We start from the raw sequence: 18,508 nt of genomic DNA on the forward strand, positions 1-18,508 counted from the left end.
TTTCAGTAAGAGGCATCCACTGGCATCTGCAAGGAAACCGGCGACGGCGAGTCTTTCAGGCCCAACAGTTGGGCCGCCGTCTGCGCAAAGCGACGTGACAGGCGCTCAAATGGATCCTGCGCTGGGGTATAGTCCTCCCAGCGCGCCTCATCGAAATACGACCGGGAAAGCGATTCGAGTGAATCAAGGCGATCAATCAGGCCCAGCTCAATTGCCTGCTCGCCGCTCCAGATAAGACCTGAAAATATCTCGTCGTTATCGCTTAACCGATCGCCACGCCCGGCGACTACATCATCAATAAACTGCTGGTGGGTGTTATCCAAGACCTGCTGCCAGAACTCGGTAGTGTCTTCATCCAGCGGCTTGAAAGGATCGAGAAAAGCCTTGTTTTCACCCGCCGTCAGCACACGACGCTCGATCCCAAGGGAGTCAATTGCGCGCTCAAAGCCAAAACCGGAATAAATCACCCCGATGCTACCTACCAGGCTGGCAGGTGAAGCGGCAATCTCATCTGCCGCGGCGGCAATGTAATAGGCGCCACTGGCACCGATATCCTCAATCAGCGCAATAATCGGCTTATCACCCGCTTCGCGCAGACGCATGATCTCCGCATAAATGCGCTGCGATTGGACAGGACTGCCGCCCGGACTGTTGATATGCAGCACCACCGCCTCAGTCTGCTCGGCCTCCCAGGCACGATTCAGGCCACTGATAATGCGTTCGGCATTAGCAGGTGAATCACTGGCAATCGCGCCATCCACCGCGACGATGCCCAAGTGGGGCTCAGCGGGCATGGCGCGCCCCGCCCCGGCCAGTATGACGCTGGAAAAGATTCCCCACAGGGATGCCAGAATAATCGCTACAAATACGAAGCGGAAAAACAGTTTCCAGCGGCGGCTGCGGCGCTGCTCGGTAAGTACACCGCCAATCCAGCGATCCATCATCTCCATCTGCATCAAACGCTGGCGCTCTACCAGTGTCTCAGCATCCTCGCTGGCTGCGGCCTCAGTCGTTACACCCTCGGCATGGTGTTTTTGCCGATCAGGCTCAACCTCCTGAGTCCACGGGTCCGGCTCGGGTTTCGCGTCTTCGTCAGGTGTATTCTCATTGCGCATACCAGCTCCTCGTTCAGGTTTTAAGCTCACGGTTCAGCCAGCCAAACAGGCTATCAACACTATGGGCGATAAATTCCGGCTCACAGGCCGTCAGACGCTCCACGCTGTGCACGCCATAACTCACCCCGACACTAGGCATGCCCAGGGCTCGCGCCATCGCCAGGTCGTATTCGGTATCCCCGACCATGACAGCCCGCTCGGCGGGCAGGGACAGCTCTTCCAATAACTCACTGAGCATTTGCGGATGGGGTTTGGAGCGGGTTTCATCCGCCGTCCGGCTGGCGTGAAACCAGTCACCGCTTCGGGTCTGCTCAAAGATACGCGCCAGCCCTTTGCGGGTCTTGCCGGTCGCCACCGCCATCTTCAGTCCGGAACGCTCTCTAAGTCCATGAATATGCTGCTCAACGCCCTCGAAAAACGTCATTGGCGTGGTATCAGCATGCACAAAGTGATGGGCATAACATTCACGTAAACGCGTGGATTGCACCTCGTTTATGCCAGGAAACAGCGTCGCCACTGCCTCGGGCAACCCCAGGCCAATAATATTTTCGACCGCTTTATCCGTCGGCGAAGGCAGCTGTGCATCCCGGGTAGCGGCCTGCATGCAAGAGACAATTTTTGGCACCGAATTCATCAGGGTGCCGTCCCAATCAAAAATCACAAGATCAAAACGCATAAATAGATATATCCGCTATTGTCGGGCCTGACGTAACACATCTTCCAGCGCGTCAGGCAAGGGAGCCTTGACGGTTACCGGACGCCCATTGGTTGGCTCAGGAAAGGTTAATGCGTGGGCATGCAGAAATAGTCGACCTACCTTCATGCGACGTGATAACTGCTCGCTTTCACGGCTGGGATATTTATCATCGCCTAGCAGTGGGTGCCCTGCGTGGGCGGCGTGAACACGAATCTGGTGGGTCCGGCCGGTTACTGGTTCCGCTTCAATCAGGGTTGCCCGCTCGAAGGTTTCCATCACCGCAAAGCGTGTCCGTGAAACCTTGCCATTCGGGTCTACCCGCACGCGCCGTTCGCCGTTACCTGCATCGTAGCGATCCAGCCGGGCGCTGACGTAGCTTTTCTTGGCGGGCCAGCGGCCACTGACCAGCGCTAGGTAACGCTTTTCCATGGCATGCTGTTTAAGCGCCGTATTCAAGGTTACCAGTGCATCACGGGACTTTGCCAGCAACAGACACCCCGAGGTATCACGATCCAGCCGGTGCACCAGTTCCAGAAACGTCAGGTCGTCCCGCACCTGGCGCAGCGCCTCAATCAAGCCTATCTTGACCCCACTGCCACCGTGCACCGCCAGACCGGAAGGCTTGTTGAGCACCAGCCAGTCCGGCCCTTCCATGATAACGCTACCCAACAATACATCGCGCAGGTTGTCGCTGACCTCCTTGACCGCCTCGCGGGGTGCCAGGCGCAGTGGCGGCACGCGCACCAGGTCGCCTCCCTGCAGACGATAGTCCACCTTGACCCGCTTCTTGTTCACTCGCACCTCACCTTTACGCACGATGCGATAGATCAAGGCCCTTGGCGCCCCTTTCAGGCGCGTCATCAGGAAATTATCGATGCGTTGCCCGGCCTGTTCGGGGGTAATCTCAACCCATTGCACTTCACGCCCTTCGGCCATGCGTCTGCGCTCCTGCTGAATGAACCAAAAGCGGCATTCTAGCCCAGACGCCAACGTATTGCGTCAATTGCTGGTCAGCCGCTTTACTGTTATATTCCAAGTTGCTCACCACAAAAGCGCCTGCTCGACCAACACGTAGGCCTGAGCAAAGCGGAAATGGCCGTGTACGCACGCCCATAAGCGCCGATAAAAAATTGCAGGACTCTGCCGCTAACGTTGGTTTGCTGGCAGTTGCAGTCAGTAATAGGTAATCACTGGTAAGCAGCAAAAACCAGTAGCAGACAAACAGTTAGTAGCAGCTATTCAGTCGTCGATTATCAACTGTGGATAATCAACGGCCAGATACAGACAGTCAGTCATGAAACTCAGGTCACCCGCCAAGCGATAGAATAGCGACAGCCCAGGGTGGCTCGACTGACAGTGAAGATAAAGATGAAAGTTACGCCACGTCAGGTAGCCAGGCGTTGTAATGTCATGTAACGCCTGCCTGCCTGATAACTATGTTCAACGTTGTGCCGGTAGCCGACGTTGGCAAATCGATGAATGCCAGGTGTTGGCGGAGTCAGCAGGGCCGGGGGATATGACATCCACCGAAATATGTCCAGCCTTCGCCACGTACTCAACGACCTCGTCAGCCGAGCGATAACGCTTGCCCGGCCTGATGCGATTGCATACCCATGCGCCGAGCACAAGCACGCAGCAGCGCGATTTGCCACTCGTCTTCCCAACGGGTGGGGCACCGGCACGCATCGCTATGTGAGACAACATGAAACGGATGCTCATCAATGCGACCCAGCCAGAAGAGCTGCGCGTCGCCCTTGTCGATGGTCAACGCCTGTATGATCTGGATATCGAATCCGGAGCACGGGAACAGAAAAAAGCTAACATCTATCGCGGCAAGATCACCCGCGTAGAGCCTTCCCTTGAAGCCGCCTTTGTCGATTTTGGTGCAGAGCGCCATGGCTTTCTGCCGCTTAAGGAAATTTCTCGCGAATACTTCGTTAAGGATGTGTCAGGTCGCCCCAGCATCAAGGAAGTGCTGAAAGAAGGCCAGGAAGTCATCGTTCAGGTCGACAAGGAAGAACGTGGCAATAAAGGCGCTGCGCTGACCACCTTTGTCAGCCTGGCTGGCCGCTTTCTGGTACTGATGCCTAATAACCCACGTGCGGGCGGTATTTCCCGACGCATTGAAGGGGAAGAGCGCAGTCAGCTGAAAGAAGCCATGAACCAGATGACAGTGCCCAACAAGATGGGGCTGATCGTCCGCACCGCCGGGATTGGCCGCTCCCCGGAAGAGCTGCAATGGGATCTCGATTATCTGGTGCAGGTGTGGGAATCCATCACCTCGGAAGCTGCCAAGCGCCCGGCTCCCTTCCTGATCTACCGGGAATCCAACGTCATTATCCGCGCAATGCGCGATTACCTGCGCCAGGATATTGGCGAAGTCCTGATTGATAGCCCTGACATCTATAGTGATGCGCTTAACTTCATTCGTCAGGTCATGCCTTCGTACCAGCAGAAAATCAAACTGTACGAAGATGAAGTACCGCTGTTTTCACGCTTCCAGATCGAATCCCAGATCGAGACGGCTTATCAGCGGGAAGTCAAGCTGCCCTCCGGCGGCTCCATTGTGATTGATCACACTGAAGCGCTGGTATCCATCGATATCAACTCGGCCCGCGCCACCCGCGGCAGCGATATCGAAGAGACCGCCCTGCAGACCAACTCGGAAGCTGCCGATGAAATCGCCCGTCAGCTGCGCCTGCGCGATATTGGCGGCCTGGTAGTTATTGACTTTATCGATATGGGCCCGGCACGCAACCAGCGTGAAGTTGAAAACCGCATGCGCGATGCCTTGAAGCTTGACCGCGCACGGGTTCAGATCGGGCGTATTTCGCGCTTTGGCCTGATGGAAATGTCGCGCCAACGCCTGCGCCCTTCTCTTGGCGAGACCAGCGGCGTGGTCTGTCCACGCTGTAACGGTCAGGGCACCATTCGCGATGTTCGCTCGCTATCGCTTTCCATCATGCGCCTGATCGAAGAAGAGGCCATGAAGGAGCGCAGCGCCCAGATCCGCGCCATTCTGCCGGTACCTGTCGCTACCTATCTGCTCAACGAAAAGCGCAGCGTACTGGCGGATATTGAAGCTCGCCAGGAAGTGCGGGTCGTCCTGCTGCCTAACCCGGAGATGGATACGCCGCATTACGATGTTCAGCGCCTGCGCGATGATCATCTTGATGAAGAAGATTTCCAGTCAGTTTCCAGCTTTGAAATTTCGACTGATAGCGATATCGGCAAAGAGCCCGAGCACAGCTTCAAACCGCCTGCCCAGCGCGCTGAAGCAGCGGTGAAGAGCGTTGTCCACAACGCCCCGGCTCCTGCATCGCTACAGAATGATAGCCAGTCTGACCCCTTGGCACCGGCGCCCGCCTCTTCAACCCTGGTGGGTCGTTTGATCCGCAGCGTGGCTAAACTGCTTGGCGGTGAAGACGAGCAGCCTGCCGAGACCAGCGCAACACGCCCAGCGGCTGCGCGTAAGCCCGTCAGCCAGCGCTCGGGTAACAATGCCAAACCGTCAGCGCGCAGCAATGCCGGTAAAGATACGGGTGGCAAAGACAGCAGCGCCAAGAACGCTGCAGGTCGCGATAGTGCGAATAAAGAAAGCGCAAATAGAGAGATCTCAAGCAGGGATAGCGCAAACAAGGACAGCGGCAACAAGGAAAACCGCGCTCAGCAGGACAAGAGTAATGCCGCGAAATCCCGCCGCCAGGAAAGCAGCCCCCAGCGTGACGTAGCGCCCGCCAAGGATGACAGCAGCAAGGACGATAACGCCGAGAAGCGTAGCGGCCCCAGCCGTACGCGTAACCGCCGCAAGCACCCTCAGCAGGATAAGAACGGCGGCCAGGGTCGTCAGCAAAACGCAGCTGACAAGCCAACAGAAGCCAGCGCTGACGCTGACACAGGCGCCAAATCGCCTGCCAAGGAAGCTGCCAAGCAGGCTCCCCATGAGAGTAAGGCAACGCCGGAGACGGCTCAGGATGACGGCAAGCCCAAGCGCACCCGCAATAATCCGCGCCAGCGCTCACGCCAGCATGCGTTGAGTCAAGACGCGCTGGCCGAGCAGGAAAAACTGCAAAAAGAAGCCGAGGAAACTGCGGCAGAAAGGCAGGCAGCGCTTGCTGAAGCGCCCGCTGCCGATGCGTCAGCCAATGATACACCGGCTGTTGAAAAGCCCGCTGCGGATCAAAGCGCTGCTAACACAGCTGACAATCACCAGCCGACAGCTGAAGAAAGCTCAGAGGTTGAAAAACCTGTCGCTAACCAAACGGCTGACAATGATACAGCTGAACAATCAGTATCTGAACAAGCGGCTGCTGAGCAAGCAACAACTGAACAGCCAGTGCCTGAACAGGCTGATACTGATCAGCACATGCCCAGCGAGCAAAACGCTGAAACGGCCATTGCTGAGCCTGAGATGACTCAAGCCGACGCTGCTACCACTGAGGAATCTGCGCCATTTACGCCTGAAACAGTGCCAGCCACTGACGTTGAATTAAAGCAGGAAGCGGCTGAGGAAAAAGCCCCTGAAACAGAGGCCACAACTGATGTTGAAATAGCGCAGGAAGCGGCTGAAGTGCCCGAGGAAAAAGCGCCTGAAACAGCGCCAGCAACTGACGTTGACGCTGAATCAGACACTCAGCCAGACACAGATGAAGCAGCTGCTGAGCAGCTAACGTCAGATGACAACGCTTCTGTTGACGCCGCTACTGCTGCAGATAAAGCGCCTGAAGTTGCTGATGCACAGCCGACCGTCACCGATGAAGCGTCCAAGCATGAAGAAGTGGCTTCTACATCTGATGATCAAGCGTCTAAGGCTGATGAGGCAGATTCCACAGCAGCCGCTGGTGTGTCACCGGATGATAACCACCAGGCGTCAGCGGATACGGATAGCGCTGAGCAGGCTCAGGAACCTCGCGCCCCACGGCGTCGCCGCCGCGCTCACAACGATCCCCGCGAGCTGCGCAAACGCCAGCAGCAGGACGCTAGCGGCGAGTAACTGCAAACCGTCATATAGCTGCTCAAGGATGAGCGGCTGGCATGAACCAAAAGCCCGAGGCGTTTGCCTCGGGCTTTTTTAATATCTGGCACTCACACTCACTAAAGGGTCAGAGCAGACGCGGCTCAATCTCCAGTAACACGCCAAAACGCGCCTTTACGTCAGCGGCTATCTGCTCGGCGACGGCCAGCAGTTCTGGCCTGTTACCACCGCCAAAGTGTACCAGCACCAATGCCTGACGGTGATGCACACCAAAGGCACCAAAACGAGCGCCTTTCAGGCCACATTGATCTATCAGCCATCCAGCCGCCAGCTTGACGGTACCGTTTTGCTGGGTGAAATGCGGCATGGCCGGATATGCTTCCAGCAACGTCTTGGCCTGTTCAGCGCTAACCAGGGGGTTTTTGAAAAAACTGCCCGCGTTGGCCAGCTGGGCTGGGTCCGGGAGTTTTTCACTGCGCACCTGACACACTGCGTTCGCCACGTCCAGGCTGCTCGGACTTTCTCCCAGCCGCTGAGCCAGATCGCCATAGCCAAGTACTGGGGCAGCATGGCGTTTAAGGCGCAATACAAGCCGGGTAATCACCACTTTACCCAGCAGTTCAGCCTTGAAAACACTCTCACGATAGCCAAAGGCGCACTCCTCAGCGGTGAGCCAGGCCAGATGACCATCCACAAGGTACATCACCTGTACGGCTTCGAGTACGTCAGCCAGTTCAACCCCATAGGCGCCAATATTCTGCACCGGCGCTGCACCGCAATCGCCGGGAATCAAGGCCAGATTTTCAATGCCCCATAGACCTTTCTCCACCGTCGCCATCACCAAGGAGTGCCAGTTCACCCCGGCGCCTACATGAGCCAGCAGAGTATCGCCCTGGGGTTCCAGCCACCACTGTTTCAGCGCCGGATGAACAACCAGCCCCTCCAGATACTCAGGCAGCAACACATTACTGCCTCCACCCAAAAGCTGAATTGCCAGTGCTTCCTGATGCGCCTGGCGAAGACAGTCCTGAAGTGAGTTAAGCGTGGCAGGCGCGCAAAAGTATGCCGCCCGAGCAGGCAGTTGCAGAGTATTGGCAAGGCTCAGATCCGCGTCAGACAGCCAATCACAAGGCTTCATAGGGATAGCCGCAGATGCTGCACCAGGCCGTTTGAGGCAGCTTCAATCATATCCAGAACGTTTTCAAAGCCTTGCTCGCCCCCATAGTAGGGGTCAGGCACGGCGCTATCCGGCTGGCCTGCAAAACTCAAAAATAGACAGCTCATGCCCTGATAACCTTCAGGCTGCATGGCGTGAATAGCGCTCAGGTTGTCATGATCCATCGCCACAATGACATCAAACACGGCAAAATCGTCTTCACTCAGCTGACGGGCACGCAGGCCGCTGATATCAATGCCCCTGCGCTGCGCGGCCTGTTGAGCGCGTGGGTCCGGCGCCTTACCTATATGCCAGTCGCCAATACCGCAGGAATCCACCTCTACCCTGTCCTGCAAGCCCTGAGCTTTCAGCACCTTTCTGAACACGCCTTCTGCGCTGGGTGAGCGGCAGATATTGCCCAGACAGACAAATAGTACCTTCATTTTTCCTCCTGATTGTCAGCGCTTATCAACTGACGCACCCGCTCCAGATCCTCAGCCGTATCAACCCCAGGTGGATTGACCGCGCAGGCCAGCGCCACCTGAATCGCATGGCCCTGCTGCAGCGCGCGCAGCTGTTCAAGTTGCTCCAGCTGCTCCAGCATCGCCGGTGGATAATCACGGTAATCCTTCAGAAAGCCTGCCCGATAGGCATAGATTCCAATATGCCTGAGCCAGGCATCGGTCTCCAGCAGCTCAGGGCGGCTAGCAAAATGCTCACGATCCCAGGGAATTGGCGCTCGGGAAAAGTACAGCGCCCGACCTTGCAGGCTGCGCACGACCTTGACCACATTAGGATTGAACAAAGCCTCAATATCGGTGATGGGCTCTGCCAGAGTAGCGATGGAAGCCGCTGGATCATCCGCTAGCCGCTGGGCAACCTGATTGATCAAGGCCGGTGGGATCAAGGGCTCGTCACCCTGCACATTGACGACCAGGGCATCATCGCCAAGTGCCAGCGTATCAGCGACTTCGGCCAGACGATCAGTACCAGAGGGGTGCTCGGCCGCGGTCATGACCACCTCGGCGCCATAGGGCAATAGCGCTTCACGGATACGCGTATCGTCAGTGGCGACCACGACCCGGCTGGCCTGGCTTTGACAGGCGCGACGCCAGACGTGAACCACCATGGGTTCCTCGGCAATCTCCAGCAGCGGTTTACCCGGCAAGCGGCTGGAACCAAAACGGGCGGGCACGACGGCAATAAATTCAGGCATGGAAGCGATGTCCTCAGCCGCCGATGCCGTTGCTTGTGAGCCAGCCATTCAGCTTTCCCCGGTTCGGCCAGGAGAAGTCGGCAGCTTTTCGTCGGCGTCCATTGCCCGGGCTTCTTCCGGCAACATCACCGGAATATCGTCCTTAATTGGGTAGGCCAGGCCATCATAAAGGCACTGCAGCTCCCCGGACTCACGTACATACTTGAGCTTACCCTTGCACAGCGGGCAAACCAGCATCGCCAACAGTTGCTTATCCATCAGTACGTCTCCTCGCAGAAAGCGTGGCCAGCCGCTCGGCCAACCAGCGCTCGAATTCAGGTGGAAGTCTGGCTTCCACATCCAGGGCCCAGCTGTCAGGCGGGGCAATATGTCGACATTTAACGGCGTCTTTTGCCGTCATCAATAACGGACGAGCGGCCTCTTGCTCAGTGAACTGCAGTGATGACGCCTCAAAAGGATAGTGATCATCAAAAGGATACCAGCATCCGTTAACCCCCAAGGAGCCAAGCGTCTCAAAAAAACGCTCAGGCCGCCCAATGCCGGCAATGGCGTTGACAGGCAAGTTGAACGGCAACGGCGTCAGTGGCTTCTGTTCGCCACTGGCCAGGTGACGCCAGGCAGTGGGCACCAGTTGCATGAGCGTGGCGTTTCCCGATGTCTGGTGTGACGGCGCTCCATTCACCAGAACGGCATCCACCTGCTCCAGACGGCTGGCCGGTTCACGCAGTGGCCCAGCTGGCAGACAGCGCCGATTGCCCAGCCCCCAGTGGCCATCCACCAGAGCCAGTTCAATATCCCGCCCCAGGGCCAGATGCTGCAGGCCATCGTCGCTGACAATAACATCACAGCCGAGCTCTATGAGCTGCCTCGCCCCTCTGGCCCGTTGCGGGTCGGCAACTACGGGCACGCCTGTCTGTTGGGCCAGCATCAATGGTTCATCGCCGCTTTGGGTGACGTCGGTATCTGCATTCACAATGAGCGGATACTGCGCAGCCTTTCCCCCATAGCCACGGGCCACAATCCCGGGCGTATAGCCTTGGTCTTTCAGCCAGCGCACCAGCCAAGCCACCAGGGGGGATTTGCCCGTACCACCCAGGGTGATATTGCCCACCACAATAACGGGCACCGGCGCTTGCCATACGTCACGCTTACCGCCCGCGTAGGCCTGATAGCGGCGCTTCATCCCCCAGCCATACAGGGCGCCCAGCGGGCGTAACGGCGTCAGCCAAAGGCTGCCTTGATAAGCGGCTTGCAGCCAGCGCTGTGAAAGGCTCATTAAACCACGTTCCCTGTTGGCGGTTCGCCACCCGCGTCCTGAAACTGCAGGCGATAAAGTGCCGAATAGGCGCCTTTCTGTGTCAGCAGTTCAAGGTGTGTGCCTTCTTCGATGATCCGGCCCTGCTCCATCACCACAATGCGGTCAGCCCGCTCGATGGTTGACAGGCGATGGGCAATCACCAGGGTGGTTCTGCCCTGGCAGACGTGCTCCAGCGCCTGCTGGATATAGCGCTCGGACTCGGTATCCAGCGCCGAAGTAGCTTCATCCAGAATCAGGATGGGTGCGTCCTTGTAAATCGCCCGAGCAATCGCCAGGCGCTGGCGTTGGCCACCTGACAGCATGACGCCGTTATCTCCCACCCGGGTCTGGTACCCCTCAGGGAGCTGTTCGATAAACTCATGGGCATGGGCCGCCTTTGCAGCGGCTTCAATGGCCGCAGGGTCGGCATTATCCACGCCGTAGGCAATATTATCGGCAATGCTGGTATTGAACAGGGTGATTTGCTGGGACACGATAGCGATGTTATGGCGCAATGGGCTCAGTTGATAATCACCAATATCAACGCCGTCAATGGCAATCCGCCCGCCGGTAGGGGTGTAAAAACGCGGCAGCAGGTTGACCAGCGTCGACTTGCCGCTGCCTGAACGCCCGACCAGAGCCACCAGTTCCCCAGGGGCAATGTGCAGGTCAATGCCATGCAGTACGTCGGGCTGTTCAGGCGCATAGCGAAAACGCACCCCTTCAATGGCTAGCTCGCCACGCAAACGCTTCGGCAGCAGTTTGCCTTCGTCCACTTCGGCCGGCTCATCGAGCAGGGCAAACAGCTCGCTGGCTGCTGCTATGCCTTTCTGTATCTCGCCGTTGATTTCCGTCAATTGCCTGACCGGCTTGACCATCAGCGCCGCAGCGGTAATAAAGGCGACAAACTCGCCCGGCGTCATGTTGTCGAGCAGTGCTGGCGCCATGGCCAACCAGACCAGCAAGGCCATCGAAATGGCCACCAGCATCAGGATCACCGGTGAACTGGCGGCCTTGGTCATGGCTTCCTTCATGCTCTGGCGACGGTTCTCTTCACTGACCCGGGTAAAACGCTGCTTCTCATAGTTTTCAGCACCGTGGGTGCGCACCACCCGGTGCCCGGAGATGGCCTCAGAGGCCACATGAGTAACATCGCCCATGGAATGCTGGATGCGCCTGGAGATACGCCTGAAGCGCTTGCTGACATAATTGACCACCACGCCAATCAGCGGCGTCACCGCCATAAACAGCAGGGTCAACAGCCAGTTGGTCCATAACAGGTAGCCCAGAAGCCCAATCACAAAGAGCCCTTCACGCAGCAGAATGGTGACTGATTTAGTGGCCGCCCCTGCCACCTGCTCAACGTGATAGGTGACCCGCGACACCAGGTGCCCGCTTGAATGATGATCAAAGAAGACGCCGGGCAGGTGCAGCATGTGGGCAAACACATCGCAGCGCAGGGTATGGATGATATAGCGCCCCACATACGCCATGAAATAGGTGCTCAGAAAGGTGCCCAGGCCACGGGCCGAAAACATGATGATCACAAACATGGGCAGAAAGACGCGAAAGGCGGCATCCGGGTTCTGAATCCCGTCAATCAGGCGTTTCATCAACTCAGCCAGTGCCGTGCTTGATGCGGCATAGATGACAAAGCCTAAAATGGCCAGGCTGAAGGCTCGCCAATGCGGTTTTACATAGCTTAGCAAGCGTTTATAGATGGATAACCCAGATTCAGTCACATGCTCTCCTGACCGTTATATATAGCGAAATTCTACCTGATCCGGGCGGACTTCAACACCGCTGGCGTTTGCCACTCAACGCGCGCTGCGGTGTGACCTTAAGCGTTTCCCCCGGGATCAACCAAAGCGTCAAAGCACCATCATGGGCGGTATTCCACAGACAGCTACCCGTACGGCGAAAACGCCTGACCACCGCCTGAGTAGGATGCCCGAAGGCGTTATCCCGACCGGCGCTGAACACCACATGACGCGGCCGAGTGCGGCGCACAAACTGCTCACCGGAGCTGGTATTACTACCATGATGGCCCGCCACCAGCACCGAGACAGGAGTATCCAGCAGCGTCAGCAAGCGTCGCTCGACGTCAACTCCCACATCGCCGGTCAGCAACAGTGAATGCTCTCCCACGGTGACACGCAGCACACAGGAGCGGTCGTTGGCAGACAGCTCATTCTCGCCGGGCGGTGGCCAGAGATAGTCATAGCCGACGCCATCCATCGACCATCCCCGCCCGGCATGACAGGTTCGAGGAGGAGGCATGGCCAACACATCCGGTGCTTCTCCCTGAGGCAGCCACCAGGCTATTACCTTATGCCCATCGAGCAGTGCGCTGATGCCGCCCGCATGATCGTTGTCAGCATGGCTAACCACTACCTGATCAAAGCGCTGGCCGTCAGGCCATAAGGTATCCAACGGCATAAAGCCGGAGCGAAACCGCGGGCCAGTATCATACAGCATGCGCTGGTGTTGACTGCGTAATTCCACCAGCTGACCCTGGCCGACGTCCATTACTCTGACTCTTAGCGCGCCTTCTGGCCAGCTTCCTTCACGCGGCCATACTGCCAGCAGGCTCACGGCCACTACAGCGAAGGCGCGCAGCATCCAGGAAGTGGCTGGCACCCCCCAACACAGCGCCAACCATATAAACCCTACCCCCAGGGTTTTATAATGGCTGGATGAAGGTTCCCACAGCGGTAGATACGCCACGTTGAGCGTCAGTAGCCCGTGAAACAGAGTCAGGGCCTGTTCAAATATCCACCAGCTCAATTCAGACAGAGGCGCAACCGGTATCAGCAACCAGCCCAGCATGGCGCTGGGCACCATCACCAGGCTCACCCAAGGAACTGCCAGCAGATTGATCAAGGGGGCAAGCGGCGCCAGGCGGCCAAAGGCAAGCAAGACCGCTCCCGCCATCAAGGGAGCCAACAGAAGCTGGGTACGCACCAAGGCCCACAGCCAGCCTCTGAGCCCTCGTGGGCGGGGCCGACCGTGCCAGATCACGATCAACCAGGCAACGGCCACAAACGACAGCCAGAAGCCTGGTCGCCAGGCGGCCAGCGGATCAAACATGATCACCAGCGCAACCGCCAACCACCATGCCTGCCAGGGGCCTGGCGCATGCCGCCCACTGGCGACCCATAGCCCCACCAGCGCCATCAGCATGGCACGCAGCGCTGGCGGCGCGAGCCCTGCCAGAGTGGCATACGCCACGGTTGAAGCGGCCGCCACCCACCACGGCCAGGCGCGTAACCGCCAGTTTCCGGGGCTTATCACACGGGCGGCAAGCCTTGCCAAGAGCAGGCTGAAGGTCGCCACCAGCCCCACGTGCAACCCTGAAATCACCACCAGATGGGTCGTACCACTATGATTAAGCAGATCCCAGTCCTGACGTTCCAGCTGATCGCTATCACCCAGCGTCAGCGCCGCCAGCCAGCGTCGAGAGCGCTCCGCTAAAGGTTTTTCGGCCAGGTATTCAAGCCCCAGACGGCGCAGCGAAAACGTCGATTCAGCCAGCCTGATGGGAGGTGGTGACTGGCGCACATAGCCGGTGGCATGCAAACGCTCACGCCACAGCCAGGCCTGATAATCAAAGGTATCGGGATTGCTGAAACCTCGAGGTGGACGCAACCGCAGGGTCATCTCCCAGCGCTCGCCAGGCTGAAAGTGGGTATCCTGGTAAGCACTGACGCGCACTTTGCCAAGCGCCTTACAGCTTGGCTGCCCCGGCGGCGAAACACAGTGAAGTAGCCGCAGGGTCAGGCGCACCACACCGTTATCATCGCTCACGTTGAGCACCCGGGCCTCGACGCTCACATCGCTGCCGCTCAGGCCAGCCGGTAAGGCACGGCCTTGCTCAATCGTCAGCAGGGCGACCAGGATGCCCCATAGCAGCCAAAACAGGAGGCCTGAAAAGTACCGGTTGGCGATCCACAGCCCCGCGAGCAGATACACCGCCAGGAAGAGCCCTGGAAATTGCTGCACGAGCCCGAATGAAACACTCAGCACGCCCCCAAACAGGGCCAGTGCCGCTGGAAGCGCTATGCCTGTGCGCATGTCGCCCTCCCTGGCGAGCCTTTGCCAACACCTTCAATGTATTGATATTTCTTTGCGTTTATCTAACCTACTGCGTTTACATAGCCGAAGGCTGATACTATATGGATAATAGCCTTTTTACCTGGCAAGAGTATCGACTATGCCGCGTCGGTTTTTACATCGCTATATGCCAAAACCCGACACCCTTCGGCGGCAGCGTTCCTTACGGCTGGTGGCCCCTTTACTGGCTGATACTCGGCTATGGCTACTGACCCGCCGCAGCGTTGCCAATGCCTTTAGCGTTGGCCTGTTCTGCGCCATGCTGCCGATTCCCTTTCAGATGGTCATTGCCGCTCTGGGGGCACGCCTGACCCGCTGCAACCTGGCACTTTCCATCGGCCTGGTATGGGTAACCAACCCATTAACCATGCCGCTGATTTTCTACATCAATTACGTGATTGGTGCCTTCTTCCTCGACACCCCGGTGCGCGAGGCGCCGTCACGTATCTCAACCCGCTGGATCGCCGAGCAGATGCAGGACATCATGCCTGCCCTGTTTCTCGGCTCTCTGATCAGTGCAGTCACACTTGCCATTGTTGCCAATATCGCCATTCGCCTGATCTGGCGCTGGAATGTGTCGCGCAACTGGCGCCAGAGACGTGTCAAGCGCCAGCTGCGTCGAGCCAGGATGGAATCCCAGTTTGATGATGAGCGCTGATACCGCTAGCTGCTTACCACCAGTTGGCCGTTATCCAGCTGTAGAACCCTATCCTGATGGGCGGCCAGGTCGCGGTCGTGGGTGACAATCACAAAGGCACAGGCACTTTCCCTGGCCAGCTCATCCATCAGTTCCAGAATGGTCGAGGCGGTCTGCTGATCAAGGTTACCGGTTGGTTCATCCATTAACACCAGACTCGGGTCAGTGACCAGCGCTCTGGCAATCGCCACCCGCTGACGCTCCCCCCCTGACAGCTCGCCCGGTTTATGGTCGCCACGCTCGGCCATACCCACTCTGGTGAGCAGCGCCAACGCGCGTTTTTCAGCATCACGCTTGCGCTGGCCGCGAATGATCAACGGCAAGGCGGCGTTTTCCACGGCGGTAAATTCCGCCAGCAAATGGTGAAACTGATAGACAAAGCCGATATAGCGGTTGCGAAAGCGCCCCATGGCGGCCTCTCCCAAGCCAGCCAGCGACTCACCGGCAATGGTGATGCTACCTGCAGTGGGACGATCCAGCCCCCCCATCAGGTTCAACAGGGTGGTTTTGCCTGAGCCGGAGCTCCCCACAATAGCCACACGCTCGCCTGCATGCACGCTAAGCGACAGCTTGTCCAACACGGTCAGGTCACGCGGGCCTTCGCTATACACCCGGGAAATACCTTCACACACCAGCATTACAGGCGCAGACGGCTGACTTGGCATAGATTCGTTCGACATAGCGGTATCCTTACTCATAGCGCAATACATCTGCGGGCTGCACGCGGGCTGCGCGCCAGGCGGGATAAAGGGTCGACAGGAAGGTCAGCCCGAAAGCAGCGGCAACGATATTACCTACATCGCTCCACAAAAGGCGTGAGGGCAGATCGCTGATGAAATAGACGCCCGCATCCAGGAACTGGATACCCAAGACTGATTCGGCCCAACCAATCAGATCCGCTATGGTCAATGCCAACAAGACACCAACACCAACGCCGACAGCAATCCCGATGATCCCGATCGCCAGACCCTGAACAATAAAGATGCCCATGATAGAGCCTGGGGTGGCGCCTATGGTGCGCAGGATGGCAATGTCAGCACGTTTGTCGGTCACGACCATGACCAGGGTCGACACAATATTGAACGCCGCCACCGCGACGATCACGGTCAGCAGCAGGGCAATCATGCGTTTTTCCATCTGGATAGCCTGGAACAGGTTACCGTGTGAAAACGTCCAGTCGCGGCCCTGGTATTCAGGCCCCAGGGTATTGAGAATCGCCTGGGTTTCCTGCCCGGAGGCAAACAGGTCATCAAGCTCAAGGCGCAGGCCACCCACAGCGTTACCCATACGGGCCAGCGTCTGCATGTCGTCAATGTGGGCATAGGCCAGGCTGGCATCCAACTCGGCGCCGACGCTGAAAATGCCGCTGACGGTAAAGCGCTTCAGACGTGGAAAAACCCCCGCTGGCGTAATAGAAGCTTCCGGCACCAGCAGGGTCACACGATCACCCACACCGACACCCAGCTGACGCGCCAGCATGGAGCCCAGTACAATATGCCACTCACCTGCCTCAAGGTCGCCAAGGCTGCCTTGCTGCATATGATTCCCGATGATCGACACTCGGTCTTCCCATTCGGGATGAATACCGTTGACCATGGCCCCCTGATTGCGACCACCCACCGAAAACATGCCCTGCTGCTCCACATAGGGGGCAGCCCCTATCACCCGCTCGCGCTCAATCAGCTGATTGGCCAGGGCTTCCCACTCCACTAAGCCGTTGCGGGCCTCGATCTTGGTGTGAGGCACCATGCCCAGAATGCGTGTGCGCAGCTCGTGATCAAAGCCATTCATCACCGACAGCACCAGGATGAGCACGGCAACACCCAGCATCAAGCCAAGCATGGAGGTCATTGAGATAAATGAAATAAAATGATTTCGGCGTTTTGCGCGGACATAGCGCAAGCCCACCAGAAAAGGCAAACGATCAAGCATGGCATGATTCCTTATTAGCGAGCGGTCATGGTACGGTTTTTCATTCTGGCTGCACAGGGTTGGCGGCTTGTTTGGAACGTCAAACAGGCGCGGTGTTCCCTTGCCTTGGTTTTCACGCGGTGAATGCTGCAAAAGGCTTGCAACTTGCGCATCACCACCCTACATTGCGCGGCGCAAATAGACGCTGTTACTTAACGCCCCCTACCCAAGAGGCCCCAGGTTGTCGAATACACTTTTTCACATGCTGCCCGAATGGGCGCCTCAGGACGCCATTCAACTTACCTGGCCGCGCAAGGATGGCGACTGGGCGCCGCTGCTGGAACGCATCGAGGCAACTCTGGAGCGTATTGTGCTGGCGACCGCCCGTTATCAGCGGGTACTTATCTGCGTGCCTGATGAGGCAACCCGTCAGCGCCTCGCCCAGCTATTCAGCGGCTACGCGGTCGCCAGCCAGCAGATTCAGCTGCAGGTCAGTGCCAGCGATGACACCTGGGCACGTGACCATGGCCCCATCAGCGTTGCCAATTCAGCGGGTGAACTGAAGCTGCTCGACTATACCTTTACCGGCTGGGGCGGCAAGTTTCCGGCATCTTTGGATAATCAGCTAACCCGCCAGCTGGATGCGGCGCAGTGCTGGGCATGCCCGATTGAAACCCGCGACCTGGTGCTGGAAGGCGGCGGGATTGAAACCGACGGGGAAGGCACCTTACTGACCACCGAAGCCTGCTTACTCAACCCCAACCGTAATCCGAACCTTTCCCGCGCGGACGTTGAAACACAGCTTGCCCAGGATCTGGGCATAGAGCGGTTTCTGTGGCTCAAGAACGGCTACCTGGAAGGTGATGACACCGACAGCCATATCGATACCCTGGCGCGTTTCTGTTCGCCCGACACGATCGCCTACGTGCAATGCGATGATCCGGATGACCCACATTATCCGGCGTTAGCTGCCATGCAAGCCGAGCTGCAGGCTTTCCGCCAGCGTGACGGCCAACCTTACCGCCTGATTCCGCTGCCCTGGCCTGCCCCCTGCTACGCACCGGACGATGGACGGCGCCTGCCTGCCACCTATGCCAACTTCCTGATCATCAATCAGGCTGTCCTGGTGCCGATCTATGGCGACCCGGCTGATAGGTGCGCACTGGAAGCGCTGGGCCGCGCCTTTCCAAGCCACCAACTCATTCCGATTGACTGCACCAGCGTGATCCGCCAACACGGCAGCCTGCATTGCCTGACCATGCAGCTACCCAAGGGAACGCTTCTACGCTGAGATGGCATCAAGCGACGCCTCGATTGCCAAATCATCCAGA

15 protein-coding genes are annotated in these 18,508 nt (G+C 58.0%); 3 read left to right on the plus strand and 12 right to left on the minus strand.

Features of this window, described 5'->3' with window-relative positions:
- Positions 1 to 2: 2 nt before the first annotated feature.
- Genes sppA through OR573_10005 form a run of 3 tightly spaced genes read right to left on the minus strand, consistent with a single transcriptional unit; the run spans position 3 to position 2,748 of the window.
- Positions 3 to 1,115 (minus strand): signal peptide peptidase SppA, encoded by a 1,113-nt coding sequence (gene sppA, locus OR573_09995; GenBank protein ID XGA78848.1) that lies wholly within the window; start codon positions 1,113 to 1,115, stop codon positions 3 to 5.
- Between the two features lie 13 nt (positions 1,116 to 1,128).
- A complete protein-coding gene (locus tag OR573_10000; GenBank protein ID XGA78849.1) occupies positions 1,129 to 1,791 on the minus strand; it encodes an HAD-IA family hydrolase in 663 nt (220 codons plus the stop codon).
- A 15-nt stretch (positions 1,792 to 1,806) separates the two neighbouring features.
- Positions 1,807 to 2,748: an RluA family pseudouridine synthase gene (locus OR573_10005; protein ID XGA78850.1), complete on the minus strand. Its 942-nt coding sequence runs from the start codon at positions 2,746 to 2,748 to the stop codon at positions 1,807 to 1,809.
- A gap of 766 nt (positions 2,749 to 3,514) precedes the next feature.
- On the opposite strand from OR573_10005, the gene rne reads away from it, so the two are divergent.
- Positions 3,515 to 6,805, plus strand: coding sequence for a ribonuclease E (gene rne, locus OR573_10010; GenBank protein XGA78851.1), 3,291 nt, complete (start codon positions 3,515 to 3,517; stop codon positions 6,803 to 6,805).
- A 109-nt stretch (positions 6,806 to 6,914) separates the two neighbouring features.
- Here the strand turns inward: rne and murB are convergent, their stop codons facing one another.
- From murB to OR573_10045, 7 genes are read right to left on the minus strand one after another with little or no spacing between them, the layout of a single operon-like run.
- The gene (gene murB / locus OR573_10015; GenBank protein XGA78852.1) at positions 6,915 to 7,925 is read right to left on the minus strand and encodes a UDP-N-acetylmuramate dehydrogenase; all 1,011 of its coding nucleotides are present in this window, start codon (positions 7,923 to 7,925) and stop codon (positions 6,915 to 6,917) included.
- On the minus strand, positions 7,922 to 8,386 hold the full coding sequence (locus OR573_10020) for a low molecular weight phosphotyrosine protein phosphatase (protein ID XGA78853.1): 465 nt from the start codon (positions 8,384 to 8,386) through the stop codon (positions 7,922 to 7,924). Before OR573_10020 ends, murB begins: the two co-directional genes overlap by 4 nt.
- Entirely contained in the window at positions 8,383 to 9,159 is a 777-nt protein-coding gene (gene kdsB, locus OR573_10025) for a 3-deoxy-manno-octulosonate cytidylyltransferase (GenBank protein XGA81718.1), read from the minus strand. The genes OR573_10020 and kdsB overlap by 4 nt, the downstream gene beginning before the upstream one ends.
- A 48-nt stretch (positions 9,160 to 9,207) precedes the next feature.
- The gene (locus OR573_10030; GenBank protein XGA78854.1) at positions 9,208 to 9,417 is read right to left on the minus strand and encodes a Trm112 family protein; all 210 of its coding nucleotides are present in this window, start codon (positions 9,415 to 9,417) and stop codon (positions 9,208 to 9,210) included.
- Positions 9,410 to 10,435, minus strand: coding sequence for a tetraacyldisaccharide 4'-kinase (lpxK, locus tag OR573_10035; GenBank protein XGA78855.1), 1,026 nt, complete (start codon positions 10,433 to 10,435; stop codon positions 9,410 to 9,412). The genes OR573_10030 and lpxK overlap by 8 nt, the downstream gene beginning before the upstream one ends.
- Positions 10,435 to 12,198, minus strand: coding sequence for a lipid A export permease/ATP-binding protein MsbA (gene msbA, locus OR573_10040; protein ID XGA78856.1), 1,764 nt, complete (start codon positions 12,196 to 12,198; stop codon positions 10,435 to 10,437). The genes lpxK and msbA overlap by 1 nt, the downstream gene beginning before the upstream one ends.
- A 52-nt stretch (positions 12,199 to 12,250) precedes the next feature.
- Positions 12,251 to 14,530, minus strand: coding sequence for a DNA internalization-related competence protein ComEC/Rec2 (locus OR573_10045; protein XGA78857.1), 2,280 nt, complete (start codon positions 14,528 to 14,530; stop codon positions 12,251 to 12,253).
- A 139-nt stretch (positions 14,531 to 14,669) separates the two neighbouring features.
- Here OR573_10045 and OR573_10050 point away from each other — a divergent pair, with 139 nt between their 5' ends.
- Positions 14,670 to 15,227, plus strand: a complete 558-nt coding sequence (locus OR573_10050) for a DUF2062 domain-containing protein (GenBank protein ID XGA78858.1) — start codon at positions 14,670 to 14,672, stop codon at positions 15,225 to 15,227.
- A gap of 5 nt (positions 15,228 to 15,232) precedes the next feature.
- On the opposite strand, the gene OR573_10055 is transcribed toward OR573_10050, so the two are convergent.
- Both OR573_10055 and OR573_10060 read right to left on the minus strand, forming a co-directional pair.
- On the minus strand, positions 15,233 to 15,946 hold the full coding sequence (locus OR573_10055) for an ATP-binding cassette domain-containing protein (protein ID XGA78859.1): 714 nt from the start codon (positions 15,944 to 15,946) through the stop codon (positions 15,233 to 15,235).
- Positions 15,947 to 15,956: 10 nt separating this feature from the next.
- A complete protein-coding gene (locus OR573_10060) occupies positions 15,957 to 17,198 on the minus strand; it encodes a lipoprotein-releasing ABC transporter permease subunit (GenBank protein ID XGA78860.1) in 1,242 nt (413 codons plus the stop codon).
- 241 nt (positions 17,199 to 17,439) lie between these two features.
- Between OR573_10060 and OR573_10065 the strand changes: the two genes are divergently transcribed.
- Entirely contained in the window at positions 17,440 to 18,468 is a 1,029-nt protein-coding gene (locus OR573_10065; GenBank protein ID XGA81719.1) for an agmatine deiminase family protein, read from the plus strand.
- The last annotated feature ends 40 nt before the right edge of the window (positions 18,469 to 18,508 follow it).

Source organism: Halomonas sp. CH40, assembly GCA_041875495.1.
Taxonomy (GTDB): domain Bacteria; phylum Pseudomonadota; class Gammaproteobacteria; order Pseudomonadales; family Halomonadaceae; genus Vreelandella.